9 protein-coding genes are annotated in these 14,338 nt (G+C 43.6%); 2 read left to right on the top strand and 7 right to left on the bottom strand.

Going from position 1 to position 14,338, the window contains the following annotated elements; translation table 11 throughout:
- Positions 1–301: 301 nt before the first annotated feature.
- Both CCS02_RS15880 and CCS02_RS15875 read left to right on the top strand, forming a co-directional pair.
- A complete protein-coding gene (locus CCS02_RS15880; RefSeq protein WP_100186835.1) occupies positions 302–1,693 on the top strand; it encodes an L-cystine transporter in 1,392 nt (463 codons plus the stop codon).
- 202 nt (positions 1,694–1,895) lie between these two features.
- On the top strand, positions 1,896–3,887 hold the full coding sequence (locus CCS02_RS15875) for a methyl-accepting chemotaxis protein (RefSeq protein ID WP_198515395.1): 1,992 nt from the start codon (positions 1,896–1,898) through the stop codon (positions 3,885–3,887).
- 50 nt (positions 3,888–3,937) lie between these two features.
- Here the strand turns inward: CCS02_RS15875 and CCS02_RS15870 are convergent, their stop codons facing one another.
- The 7 genes from CCS02_RS15870 to CCS02_RS15840 form a co-directional block, all read right to left on the bottom strand.
- Positions 3,938–4,342, bottom strand: coding sequence for a hypothetical protein (locus CCS02_RS15870; protein ID WP_100186837.1), 405 nt, complete (start codon positions 4,340–4,342; stop codon positions 3,938–3,940).
- A gap of 94 nt (positions 4,343–4,436) precedes the next feature.
- Complete coding sequence (locus CCS02_RS15865; RefSeq protein ID WP_100186838.1) at positions 4,437–4,850, bottom strand: hypothetical protein; 414 nt, start codon at positions 4,848–4,850, stop codon at positions 4,437–4,439.
- A gap of 107 nt (positions 4,851–4,957) precedes the next feature.
- On the bottom strand, positions 4,958–6,316 hold the full coding sequence (locus CCS02_RS15860) for a DEAD/DEAH box helicase (protein WP_100637079.1): 1,359 nt from the start codon (positions 6,314–6,316) through the stop codon (positions 4,958–4,960).
- A 235-nt stretch (positions 6,317–6,551) separates the two neighbouring features.
- The gene (locus CCS02_RS15855) at positions 6,552–7,433 is read right to left on the bottom strand and encodes a transglutaminase family protein (RefSeq protein ID WP_100186840.1); all 882 of its coding nucleotides are present in this window, start codon (positions 7,431–7,433) and stop codon (positions 6,552–6,554) included.
- Positions 7,430–10,009, bottom strand: a complete 2,580-nt coding sequence (locus CCS02_RS15850; RefSeq protein WP_084122443.1) for a circularly permuted type 2 ATP-grasp protein — start codon at positions 10,007–10,009, stop codon at positions 7,430–7,432. Before CCS02_RS15850 ends, CCS02_RS15855 begins: the two co-directional genes overlap by 4 nt.
- 28 nt (positions 10,010–10,037) lie before the next feature.
- Complete coding sequence (locus tag CCS02_RS15845) at positions 10,038–13,397, bottom strand: transglutaminase family protein (protein ID WP_100637078.1); 3,360 nt, start codon at positions 13,395–13,397, stop codon at positions 10,038–10,040.
- Complete coding sequence (locus CCS02_RS15840) at positions 13,394–14,338, bottom strand: alpha-E domain-containing protein (protein WP_072840263.1); 945 nt, start codon at positions 14,336–14,338, stop codon at positions 13,394–13,396. Before CCS02_RS15840 ends, CCS02_RS15845 begins: the two co-directional genes overlap by 4 nt.

Raw genomic sequence — 14,338 nt, 5'->3', positions numbered from 1 at the left:
CTTGTAATAAGTTTTGAATGCCGAGTTTGGGTGGGGCGTTTCTACTTTCTCTAATACAAACCGAATTCGTTCATTTGTGCAAATTAATATGTGTGACGATTTGTGATTTTTGAGTATTTTGTAATGCGCTCAAGTTTCATCCTTATACATTTTTCTTATATAAGTTAATCATATTTCCTTCTTATCCATTTAGTCAGCATTTTGTTAACATGGCGGCAACTTATCGATTTACCTTATTTATTGATGTTTAGATGAGTAAGGGGTCGGTGTTCTATGATTTATTTTTTAAGGTTTTCTCTCCATGTTGTATTCCATTATTAACTTAGCAGTTTTCGCTTTGTTGATCGCATTGCTGTTCAAACTGCAAAAAGCGAAAAAGACATTATCCACTCAGGTATTCACTGGTTTGGGTTTAGGTGTTGCCTTTGGTGCTGCATTGCAATTTATCTATGGTGTTGGCAGCGCTGAAGCTAACGAGACATTAGAGTACGTAAATATCGTTGGTTATGGTTATATTAGTTTGCTGAAGATGATCATAATGCCATTGATTTTAGTGTCTATTATTGGCGCTATTATTAAGGTGAAAGACACGGGCTCTTTGGGCAAGATGTCTGGTGGCATTATTGGCATATTATTGGCGACGACGGCTGTTTCTGCTTTGATCGGTGTTTTCGTTAGCAACTTATTTGGTTTGTCTGCGGATGGTATTGTGCAGGGTGCTCGCGAAATGGCGCGTGGTGCAGCATTGGAAACACGCCTTGATGGACTAGCAAGTGTATCGTTTGCTGACATGATTACCTCTTTCTTCCCTGGCAACCCTTTTGCCGATCTAACGGGTAGTCGTCCAACTTCAACTATTGCTGTGGTTATTTTTGCAGCTTTTGTTGGTGTAGCTGGCGTAACGGTTGCTCGTGCTGAACCAAAGTTAGGTGCAAGTTTTGAGCATTTTGTTGATGTAGCTCAATCTATCGTTAGAACCTTAGTTCGTATGGTGTTAAGCCTTACGCCATACGGTATTCTTGCGTTGATGACCAAGGTTGTTGCGGGATCAAATGTTTCCGATATTTTGACTTTGCTTAACTTTGTTGTGGCGTCTTATGTGGGGTTGGCGCTTATTTTAGTCATGCATTTATGTTTGTTGGCATTTAATGGCATTTCACCGCTCCGCTACTTTAAGAAAGTTCTACCTGTATTGTTGTTTGCTTTTACTTCTCGCTCTAGTGCGGGAACGATTCCGTTGAATATCGATACTCAGGTTAAACGTCTAGGTAACGGTGAAGGTGAATCCAATTTCTCTGCTTCTTTTGGTGCGACGATGGGGCAAAATGGCTGTGCTGGTTTATATCCTGCAATGTTGGCTGTGATGATTGCACCAACAGTAGGCATTAATCCATTAGATCCAAGCTTCATTATTTCACTTATTGCTATCGTAACCATTAGTTCATTTGGTATTGCGGGCATCGGTGGTGGCGCGACATTTGCGGCTTTGATTGTGTTGTCTGCTTTAGATATGCCTGTTGCATTAGCTGGCTTGTTGATTTCCATCGAACCTTTGATCGATATGGGGCGCACTGCTGTGAACGTAAATGGTGCGATGACGGCTGGTAGTATTACCTCGAAGTGGCTTGGTCATACTGATTCGAGTGTGTTTGAACAAGATGAGGCGCCAGAAGCTGAGCTGAAAAATAGTTAATAGCAAAGCGTAACAATATCTTATTCATAGAAACCACCTCCGGGTGGTTTTTTTTCGCAACGTATTAAAGATACTAAGAAAGAAAGTATAGGAGGTTAAAAGGAAAGTAGCGAAATTTGGATAATTTAAAAATTAAGTTCTGGGCATGCAAAGTGCATTATTTGATCTAAGCTTGCTTAATAACAACGACAAGGAGAGGCTCGTGTCCTTATTTTCCAATCTCAAAATATCTCAATCGGTAGCCATTGTTGGCATTTTACCATCTCTGTTTGCCATTATTATTGTGGCGTTTTTAGTTAAAGATTTAAATGTACGTGTTCATGAGGGACGTATTGCCGAAGATATGGTGAAGTTGTCGACCATTTTAGATGGCGTAGCGCATAACTTTGCGGTTGAACGTGGTTTAAGTGCTGGTTTCCTTGGTAGTAAGGGGAGTAGCGGCAAGGACGCTTTGTTGGCGCAGCGTAAAGTAGCCGATAATGCAGAGGCGGCGCTTAAAAATATAGATGATAGCGCTTTCGAGGTGCTTACTTCTGAACGTTTGGATCGTTTACGAACTCCTGTTTTAACAATGTTGCAGGACAAAAATAAAGTTCGACAAAAAGTAGATGCTTTGGCTGCTGATAATGGCGCTTTTGATTTTTATTCTGAGGTGAATCGCCAAGCGTTAAATTCGATTCAACGCGTCATTCTAGATATTAGTAATCGAGAAATCGCCAAGGCACTTGAGGCCCGTTTAAGTTTATTGTTGATGAAAGAGCGCGCTGGTCAATATCGTGGTGCTTTAAATGGCGTGTATGCCGCTAAATCGACTAATTTTATGCGACAGTCACAGATCTCGGCCTTTATAGAAGACGAGCATCATCAGTTAGAGCATTTTATTGTGACTGCGTCAGATAAAGAAGAAGCGTTACTGAATGCTGCCATGAAAAACGAGAAATGGCAGGCAGTTACCCAAGCTACTGATGCTTTTTTAGCGACAAAAGATGTTTCATCCGTGAGTGGCCCTGCTGACTGGTTTGAGCTTGCTACAGCCAAAATAGGCTTGATAAAAGGCGTTGCCGACAAAATCAGTTCCGAAATTAATATCCTTAGCGCTTCGTTGACTTCCCGCAGTGAGCTTTATCGAAATGGGTTAGTTATCGGTTTTATTCTATTAATTACTCCTGTTATTTGGTCGGCATTTTCTCTTACTCGATCTCTTTCGAAGCGCGTTGAACGTATTAGCCAAGCGTTATCAAATGTGTCTTCTGATCGTAACTTAGTCGGAAGAATTGAAAATACATCAAAAGATGAGCTTGGCGAGATTATTCAGTACTTAAACGTCCATTTAGACCATTTGAGTGAATCTTTTCATTTGATGGTCGATATGGCGTCTGAATCCAAAGAAAGTATGAATGTTCTGAGTGGCTATTCAAGAAGTGCATTACAAGAAACCAAAGATCAGTTTAATCAAACCGATCTTATGGCGTCGGCAGTTGAAGAGATGTCTTTAACGAGTAATACCATTTCCCAAGATATGCAGTCCTCGGCAGAAGCGACGGATAATATTCGAGAGCAAAGTACTCAAGGTTCAGCGCGGATGCAGACTATTCTGCAGTCTATCGCCAATTTATCTTCAGAAGTGGATGGCGGATATAAAGCGGTGCAGTCGGTTACTGGTCATACAGAGCAAATCAGTACTATCTTGCAAACCATTGAATCTATCGCTGAACAGACCAATTTATTGGCATTAAACGCGGCTATAGAAGCAGCTCGTGCCGGTGAACAAGGACGAGGCTTTGCTGTAGTTGCCGATGAAGTAAGAACGCTTGCCCAGCGTACACAAAACTCGACGGAAGAGATTCGTTCTATGATTGAAGCCTTGGTGGGGGCTGGTAAGAGTGCCCTACAATCCATGGATAAATGTTCCAGCATGGCAACACAAACGTCTAGTGTGGTCGGTGAAAATGTCACCATGATGCAAGGCTTATTTGATGCTATTGAGCAGCTTACTCAGACTATAGAGCGAGTTGCTACAGCCTCAGAAGAGCAATCTCAAGTATCTGAGGAAATTAATAAGAACATTCAGAATGTCAGCGAGCGTTCAGAGCGAATTCTGGATTTGGTCAATAAAACTGATGAAGGATCTGGTCAAGCCAAACAACGTTTTGAAAATGTGCTGAAAGAGATCAGCTCGTATAAATTGAGTTAGCTACATAACAGATCAAGCTTTCATGATAAGAGCTTGATCTGCTTTTAGACCTAATGAGTGCGCTTTATTTCGAAGGTCTTCATGAAAACATCATTACTAAATGTGCCTATAATCGCGCTAAACGTAACGGTAGCGTTTATGATGAAGATCAACCCGTTGGCGTATTCTTGGTCTGGCGGAGCTCCTCTTAAAATGTAAAGGCAAAGCGACAGTCCATATAGAAACAAGCTAACTTTGTTGGTTACGAAAAAGAAGGGAATCTCAAATGCCCACAACTCTTTTTTATTGCCAAATCGAATGACTAAATTCAGCAAAACATAAACCAATGTTGTTATAACCACAATCCAATAGGCTATAAATGATTGACCATCCTCTAATAAAGTATTTCCCATATAAATGGAAAATCCAGCTGCAATAATCCAAAAAATCAAAATTGGCCCTAAAATCAATCCCATTACTTTATCCTTTTTTAGTTTATAGGTTTTTACCTATATTAATTTCATTTATATTTTTCGGTGTTGTTCTGCTTCTATATATGCTTATTTAAATTCAATAAGTTTGTTCAATATTATGTTTTTCCATAAAGCTCTCACTACTAAATGAGCCAAGCAGTGTTCCTAATGAAATAGATAACGCGATAATGAAAATTAGGGACTTAATTGATGGGTTTTTAATGCGTTTCTTGATGAGGAAGTAGGTTAAAAACGCAGCTAGGTATAAGAGTGCAGCATCAAGGTTAAACAAGAAGAAAAATATTATTTCAAATGCCCAGAGTGACTCACTACCTTCAAACTGATTGATAGAGTGCTTCATATACATAATGGCGAGAAGAATGGCGGCTATAGTTGGTAGTATCTTGTAGACAAACAGCTTCTCTTCTTTCAATAAGACATAGCCGATTCGAAGCGAGAAAAGAAAGCAGATTACCCAAAATAAAAAAAGAGGGAGGATTACTATTCCCATAACACGTCCTTGATGTTGGTGAATTTCGTTTATTATTTTTTCAAAAAAGCCACAGTGAGATAGTCTCACTGTGGCTTTATTTATTCTAGCAGATTAGATGATGAGAATTAATCTGGTTTACGATTACGACGCGCTGGTGCTAGAGGCTTGCTTCGAAGACCTTGGCCTGGTGTCATTTCTGCTTTTGGTGCACTAGGGCGACGATTGCCAGACTTAGGCGCATTGCCTTGTTTCGCGCCATTACCTTGTCTTGGAGCATTGGTTTGTTCACGCGGTCTTTTTGGCTTGTTAGGCTTGATTGGACGTGTATCTAATGTGGTATCAGGCAACATGTGTGTTGGCATGAAATCATCTTCGTAACGACGTTCAATTAGCTTCTGAGTCAAACGCTCAATCGCTCGTAATTGATCTAGTTCGTCGGCAGCTACCAATGAAATGGCTTTGCCTGTTGCGCCAGCACGACCAGTACGGCCGATACGGTGAACGTAATCTTCTGCTACATCTGGTAGGTCAAAGTTGACTACGTGAGGTAGTTGTTCGATGTCCAGTCCACGCGCCGCGATGTCTGTCGCGACAAGAATGCGAATACGGCCTTCTTTAAAGTCTGATAGGGCGCGAGTACGTGCGCCTTGGCTTTTGTTGCCGTGAATGGCGCTAGCACGAATGCCTGCGTCTTCTAATTGTTTGGTGATCTTGTTAGCGCCGTGTTTGGTGCGAGAAAAGACCAATGCTTGATCCCAACGACCGTCAGCGATAAGTTGAATTAATAGCTCGGTTTTGCGCCTCTTATCCACCGGATGCAGCCACTGCTCTACAGAGACCGCCGTCGCATTGCGTGGCGTAACGGAAATTTCGATTGGGTTGTTTACTAAGCCTTTTGCTAGCTGGCGAATTTCTGGAGAGAAAGTCGCAGAGAACAATAAGTTCTGACGTTTTTTCGGCAGGATAGCGAGGATTTTTTTGATGTCATGGATAAAGCCCATGTCCAGCATGCGGTCTGCTTCGTCTAACACTAGGATTTCTAGCTTGTCGAAACGTACTGCTTTTTGGTTGTATAAATCCATCATGCGGCCAGGCGTTGCGATCAAAATATCTGCGCCGCGACGTAGTGCCATCATTTGAGGATTGATTTTAACGCCGCCGAATACTACTGTCGATTTAAGAGACAGATGCTGACCGTAATTTTTGACGCTTTCAGCGACTTGCGCTGCTAATTCACGAGTTGGTGTTAATACTAAAGCGCGAACTTGATTGCTTTGTGCGTTTTCGCCTTTACTTAGAATTTCAAGCAAGGGTAAGGTAAAACCGGCTGTTTTGCCTGTCCCTGTTTGGGCTGCGGCCATCACATCTTGGCCTTCAAGAATGGCTGGTATTGCCTGAGCTTGAATTGCAGACGGCTCAGTATAGCCTTGATCTTCAATGGCTTTTAAGATGGGGGCAGAAAGCCCAAGTTTGTTGAAACTCATAGATGTTCTCATGTTTTATAAAGGCAGGTGCAAAGCTGAAAGGTCAGGTTATGCAAGAATTTCGCGAAGCTTACCTTATATCGGCTCTACATGCTATGTAGTATGGCTTTTGGATGATAATTGTACTGGCCGAGGTTGTAATAAAAAGCGCAGTAAAAGCGTCTTTGCATCGACTTAATGTGTCGAGCAAACTATGTCGAGCAAAGACTTATTCGTATCTTACCAAGCTATTTGGTTAGACTCGTTTTACATCTACCGAAACGGCAAGTTGCTGAGAGCCGCCACCTTCAAAAATAACGCCTTGAAGTGGTGTCACGTCAGCATAATCTCGACCCCATGCAGTGACGATATGCTGATCGCTTGGCATTAGGTCATTGGTTGGATCAAATTCTACCCAACCTAATTCAGGGATAAACACCGCGAACCATGCGTGGGAGGCATCCGCACCAACCAATTTTTCTTGTCCTGGTGGGGGCAAGGTTTCTAGGTAGCCACTCATATAACGAGCTGGAATGCCAACCGAACGCAAACAGCCAATGGCTAAATGAGCGAAATCCTGACATACACCGCTGCGCTGTTTTAGTACTTGCTCAAGTGGCGTCGCAACGGTTGTACTAGCTGGGTCGAATTTGAATTCAGTGAAGATCTTATGAGTGAAAGCCAATGCTGCCTGTAAGACAGGTTTGTCATCTGTAAAAGTGCTTAGAGCATAGGCCTTTAAATCTTCTGAACAACGTATTTGCGGAGAATCCAGTAGATATTCTTTTGCCATGCGCAGTTCAGGTGTATTTGGATTACTTAGTTGCGCGCGTAATTGACCACAAGTGAGCGTGCTTTGTATTTGCCATTGAAGTACATTCAATGGTGAAATTTCAAAGTCAGTGGTGACATCAATCACCAATTTTTTATGGGCTTCTTGAATCGAAAAATAAAACGTCTGATTACCGAAATAATCTTCGCCATCGTTTTGATAAACTGGTGGCGGATTGATTTGTATTTTCTGATTCAAGCAGCGCTGATTGCGCGTATCTCGCGGTAGGAGGTGAGCCATGTTGTAACATAAGCTCACTGGCGCTCCATAAGTGTATTCCGTTATATGGCGAACGCGGTACCTCATACATTTGTTCCTCTGATGGCTTCAGTCAAAGACTGCGGGCCAGCGGTATGGTCAAAATACTTATCGCTAATGAGAACGGTGAATTGCTCAAGTTGAGCTAAAAACTCGGTCATGAGTTGCTCTAGTTTTAGACGGCTTTGGCTATCTGGATCAATTTTGGCAAGCTCTTCCAAATCGGCAAGCTGAATATCATTTAGCGATTTTAAAATGATTTTATTTTCAGGGCTTAGGCCAGCTGTTGTTGTCTCATTTCTGGGCAGTTCTCTGATGTATTTACGCAGTTGCTCTACTTGATAAAGTAAAGAGCGTGGATTAGTACCATCAATCATCAATAGATCCAATCCATAAGCAACGCGAGCACGATTACGATAGCGGCGACGGAAGGAAATAAGGGCTTCTACGCTTAATAAAACGGATTCTAGAATTTGCTGTTGCGGTCCAGATGATAGTGGCGTAGTGAGCGCAGAGCGTAACAAGGTTGCTGTTTGCAATGCACGTTCGGTACGACGGCCAATTTCTTGAAACGTCCAGTCGAGTCCGCGTAACATGCTTTCATGGTTCAAACCGGACAGCGCCAACAAAGAGGTAACAAGACTGTCTAACGATTCTTCCGGTGCAGAAGGTAAACCATTGGTATAAGCACGATCTAGCTCATGAATATGGTCACGCAGCTCATTGATGATGATACGAGTATCGGCAGAAAGCATTTCTTTCACTTGCTCGCCACAACTTAACATGGCTTGCAGGTTAGCTTTGACGGATCCCGCTCGGCTGCCATCAGTTATGATAGAAACGAGTTCAGCTTCTGGGTTGGCGAGGAGCTTTTCGTCTGCTTCCATAAAGCCGGGCAAGCAGCCAGTTTGCGTAGACGCCATTTCAAGTAACATACGGCGGCTTTCTTCTGGTAATGGGTCAATACCATTCATCTGTTTAAAAATGGTACGTAGCAAGCGCATACTGATTTCTGCACGTTCAGCATAACGCCCCATCCAAAATAAGTTTTCTACCACTCGGCTTGGTAAATTAGCTTGTAAGGCTTCGTCTTGTAATAAAACTTGATCAGTAATTAAGTTACTTTGCGCTTCTGGCTCTGCGGCGATGATCCAAGTGTCTTTACTTTTTGAGCTAGACATATTGGTGACAATGGAATCTTTTGTCGATTCGCCAGCACGAGATAAACCGCCAGGCATGACGGTGTAGCCGGTTGGGTTAGCAACGGTGAAAGCTCGCAATAGGCTTGGCCTAGCTTGTATTTTTCCATTTAACCAAATAGGCGACATAGAGCCTGGAACATAACTTTGCGCAGCATATAGATGCGGGGCTTTTTTGATTTTTTCTATGGTATTAAGTTTTTGCTTTTCGCTTAGCGTGTGACCATAAATACTGTTGCTGCTATGGCTACGAATCGCAGGCTTGATAATCAGGTTACTAAGATTGGCGATAACATAATTTAAGTCGTCTTTATCACCACACCACCAGGTTGCTACAGAAGGTAAAGTTAGTTGTTTACCTGTCAAAAATTCACTGATGGCAGGCAAAAATTTAACTAATGCTGGCGCTTCTAAAATGCCGCTACCTAATGGGTTAGCAAGCACGACGTTACCTGCTCGTACTACTTCTAATAAACCTGGAACTCCTAGGAACGAGTCGGCTCTTAGTTCGGCTTGATCGCAGTAGGCGTCATCGACACGACGTAAAATAACATCGACACGTGCCAAGCCATTTAAAGATTTCATCCATACCGCGCCATTACGTACGGTTAAATCGCTGCCTTGAACTAATGGAAAGCCAAGATAGTTTGATAAGTAGGCTTGTTCGAAATAGGTGCTACTGTAAGCACCGGGAGACAGCATGACGATACGTGGCGTATCTGTCCATTGACTGGCAAGAGACGTCAGCATATTTTTGAAGGATTGGAAAAATCCTGCAAGACGACGCACTTGACTGTCGCGGAAACTGTTCGGAATAACACGCGATACCACGGTACGGTTTTCTAATGCGTAGCCCGCGCCATTTGGAGCTTGGGTACGATCGCCAATGACTTGGAATTGACCCGCATGGTCACGTACTAGATCCACCGCATGGTGCAGTAATTGATGAGCACCGGGAACCATAACACCGTGGCATTGACGTAAAAATCCTGGATGGCTAAAAATAATCTCAGAAGGAATAATGCCGTTTTTCAGCAGTTCTTGCGGACCATAGAGGTCTTTTAAGATCAGATCGAATAAGTTTGAGCGCTGAGCTAAACCTTGCTCTATCTCAAGCCATTCATCGGTCGGAATAATATTGGGAATAAGATCCAGCGACCAAACACTTGGCGTGAGTGGGTCGCTGGTTAAATTATAGGTAGCTCCGTCTTCACGAAGGATACGCTGAGCACGACGTTGTCGGTCGAGCATTTCCTCGTCTGAAAGATTGCTTATGTTACGCAGCAGTGCTTCCCAATGTGCGCGCGGTTGGCGATCTTCCGTGAAGGCCTCATCATAAGCATTTATCGGTTTATCATAGGCGGAAGATAACGTCGGTTTCTCATCTATCACCGACGTTATAAAAGTACCTGTTTGAAGTTGCATAATGTGCTTGAGCCTAAAAAATTAATTATTAGAGAACATTATACTGCTTCCTTAGGTCTAATGTATGCGGATATTCATTCATTGGCTCTTCAGCTGGTGGTGACATTGCACGAGGCTCGTCTCCATTCGGGTAAAAAGAGCGCAATGCACTGAAGGCTGGCGGTGGAGATAGCGTGCCTTGAGTGAAGCCGTGATCCCAGAAACGGTTCACACGGCGAGCTTCCGCTTCATTGCTATTGACTGGTACATTGTCATACGTACGTCCACCTGGGTGAGACACATGATAAGTACAACCGCCCACAGATAAGCCGTTCCATGTATCGATTAAATCAAATATTAGTGGCGTATCTGTCCCTAGTGTTGGGTGCAAGGCAGATGGTGGCGCCCAAGCTTTGTAGCGAACCGCGCCAACGTATTCGCCTTTGCGACCTGTGGAACGAATCGGCACGCGACGGCCATTACAGCTAAGCACATAACGTCCATCGGTTAAGCCAGATAGTTTTACCTGCAAACGTTCGACGGAAGAATCTACGTAGCGAGCAGTACCCGATCCGGTGATTTCTTCACCTAGAACATGCCAAGGCTCAATTGCCCAACGAAGTTCAATTTCCATGTCATCGATTTTTTGACGACCATAATGAGGGAAACGGAACTCTTCAAATGGTGCTAACCATTCTAGTTTGAATGGGAAACCATGGCGCTGAAGATCTTCGACCACTTCTTTAACGTCCTGCCAAACAAAATGTGGCAGCATGAATTTGTCATGCAAGCTGGTGCCCCAACGAACCAAAGGCTTTTTGTACGGTTCTTTCCAGAAGCGTGCAACTAAGCAGCGCAACAACAGCATTTGCACGAGAGACATGTGCGGATGCGGTGGCATTTCAAAACCACGGAATTCCAATAAACCTTGTCTACCGCTGGCGCTGCCAGCTGCGTAAAGCTTATCAATACAGAATTCAGAACGATGCGTGTTACCTGTGATATCGACTAGCAAGTTACGCATCAAGCGGTCGACTAACCAAGGTTCTTCAACAAAACCAGACGGCATGTTTTGGAAAGCGATTTCCATTTCATATAGGGCTTCGTCGCGACCTTCGTCTGGACGTGGTGCTTGGCTAGTTGGGCCAATAAACATGCCAGAGAAAAGATAAGATAAACCTGGATGATGCTGCCAGAAGGTTACTAAACTTTGTAGTAACTCAGGGCGACGTAACAGCGGACTGTCTGCTGGTGTACGGCCTCCAAGCGTTACGTGATTACCACCACCTGTGCCGGTATGGCGACCATCAAGCATGAATTTTTCTGCGCCTAGACGAGAAAGGTAGGCTTGGTGATATAGAGTTTCGGTATTGTGAACCAATTCTTTCCAGCTTGCCGCAGGGTGAATGTTCACCTCGATAACACCTGGATCTGGCGTGATTAGGAATTTCTGCAAGCGCGGATCTTTTGGTGGCTCGTAACCTTCGACAACGATAGGTTTATCAAGGGTTTTCGCAACCGCTTCAAGATGCTCAAGAACATTCACAAAATGCTCAAGATGCGTCATAGGCGGCATGAATACATGCAAGCGGCCATCACGTGGTTCGATACACAAGGTAGTGCGAATCACGTTTTTCAACGTTTTTTCTGGCGCTAAGGCAGGTGCTGCTGGTTTTTTAGCGAAATGCTGCTTGGCAACGCTTTCTAATACCGCGTTGTCTTTTTTGTTCGCCAAAGGTTGGCGAGGATCAAATGGATCACGCTCGGGAATACGATCTTCTTCGGCTTGCGCTGGTAAAGAATTCAGTGGCAAACGATAACCCATTGGGCTATCGCCCGGAATCAAGGTAATAACGTCACTGCGCATTGGCCAAAGGGAGCTATTCCAACGATTGTTTACCGTATCGAATTCTAACGGCAAAACGAAGCCAGTTGTGGTGCTTAAACCACGGCTAAGCAGTTTTGCTAGACGACGGCGTTCTAAATCGTCTTTTAAATCGGCTTTGGTTGGATCGGCATCCGCAGGAAGCGATTGCTCCATCCATAAATAATACAGAGTGTCTTCGTAGGTGCTTTGTAGATATTGCTTATCCAATGCTAGTTTTTCACACAATAATTCGCCAAAAGCTTGGGCATCTTTAATGGTGTGTTTGTAGTCTTTGTCTACGCGCGCTAAATATTTCGGATCATTCCATAACGCTTCGCCGTCGGTGCGCCAGAAACAACCCAGTGCCCAGCGCGGTACTTCTTCGCCCGGATACCATTTGCCTTGGCCATAATGAAGTAGGCCGTTAGCGCCGAATTCTTGCTTCATTTTAATCAGCAAGTCTTTGGCTAGTTTAAGCTTTTCTGCGCCCAATGCGCCGGTATTCCACTGCTCTGAATCCATGTCGTCGATGGAGACAAACGTTGGCTCACCACCCATTGTTAGACGAACGTCGCCGTCTTCAAGCTGTTTGTCAACCGCAAAACCTAAGGCTTTGATGGTGTCCCATTCGCCTTCTGCATAGGGTTTTGTCACACGCGGATCTTCATGGATACGAGTTACAATATTGCTGTAGCTAAACTCACATTCACATTCGTCAACAAAGCCAGTAATCGGTGCTGCTGAAGCCGGCTCTGGTGTACAAGCTAGAGGGATGTGACCTTCGCCGGCGAATAGGCCTGAAGTTGGATCTAATCCAACCCAGCCTGCGCCAGGTAAAAATACTTCACACCATGCGTGTAGGTCGGTGAAATCTTCTTCTGGGCCTGATGGGCCGTCGAGCGCTTTCACGTCAGACGTTAGTTGTACTAGATAACCAGACGCGAAACGTGCTGCTAGACCAAGGCTACGTAGTATTTGAACCAGTAACCATGATGTATCACGACAAGAACCTTTTTTCAGGGTCAGGGTTTCTTCGCAAGTCTGAACGCCTGGCTCTAAACGAATTCCGTAACCAATATCCGCTGCTAAGCGACTATTGATCGCCACGAGAAAATCGTTAATCGGCGTATTTTTACGATCAACCGTAGATAGCCATTTGTCCAATAACGGGCAAGATTCAGTTACTTGTAAGTAAGGATCGAGCTCTTTCTTAAGCGCTTTATCGTAGGCAAATGGATATTCTTCCGCGTAGCTTTCAACGAAGAAATCGAATGGGTTGATTACCGTCATATCGGCGATAACTTCCACGTAAAACTCTAGCTTATTGGTCTTTTCAGGAAACACTAAGCGAGTTTGGAAATTTCCAAACGGATCTTGTTGCACATTGATAAAATGCGTTTCAGGCAAAACTTTAAGCGAGTAAGCATGAATTTTTGTGCGTGAGTGCGCAGCCGGTTGCAGTCTTAAAACGTGAGGAGCTACGTTAATAAAACGGTCAAACTCGTAAGTGGTCTTGTGCTGTATTGCGACTCTAATGGTCATGCAGCGTCTCCTTGCCGAAAATGAAACCAGTTTTCGGTGATCTGGTGATTTATTTCGATAATGGCAATCTGTATATCATTGAGATGGTTGTGAAAGTCTTCATCCAAATCTTCTGAACTATTGATTGGGTAATCAAATTCTAAAAGTTTATCTACCTTAGCGGTAATTAAACCGGCGCGTGGTAATTTTGTCGCCGCTTCACCTATTTGACCTAGGCAGTAAGCTAGAGATCGTGGGAAACAAAGGTCATTCATCAAGAATGTAGTAGCCTTTGCTCCGTTGATAGACGTTCTAACGGTGCGGCGATAATCCAAATACGCACTTTGAGACTTTAATACTTTTGACCAAGTCACTTGTCCAAGTTGAATTCTTGCTTCTGGCTCAGATTTCAACATTAAAGACACGGCCGCATCAAGAATACGTGTTCCCATATCAGCACGTTCTAAATAACGTCCCATAATGAGGAAATGCCAGCCTGAATCACGGCTCATTGCACCAGCAAAGAGGCCGATGATTTTTTGGCAGCCTTCAATAATAGTATTCAAGAAAAGATGTCGTTCTGAACGGTTAATCCCTTGCTTGATATTCTGTTGTGCGTATAGATCTAGTTCGTTTATTAGTTCCCATGTTTCTTTAGGAACCGCATCACGAGTGGTCCGGATATTTTCCCGCACCATTTTTAATGATGACAGCATAGAGCTTGAGTTTGTGTCATCGGCTAAAAGAAACTTCACTACGTTACGTTCGTCTTTTACTTTATAACGTTGTTCGAAAATTTCTTCGCCACTTAGTATCTCGATTAAGTTATACCAAGATACTTCGATGTTTTTTGGAAGGTCGAATAATAGGTCGTCATAAACACTGACCAAGCGGGCTGTGTTTTCAACGCGTTCCAAATACCGTGCGCTCCAATATAAGCGTTCTGCGACTCTAGATAACAT

This window comes from Marinomonas sp. ef1 (assembly GCF_002806845.1).
In the GTDB taxonomy this organism is placed as follows: Bacteria; Pseudomonadota; Gammaproteobacteria; order Pseudomonadales; family Marinomonadaceae; genus Marinomonas; species Marinomonas polaris.
This window is presented reverse-complemented; position numbering and strand designations above follow the sequence as displayed.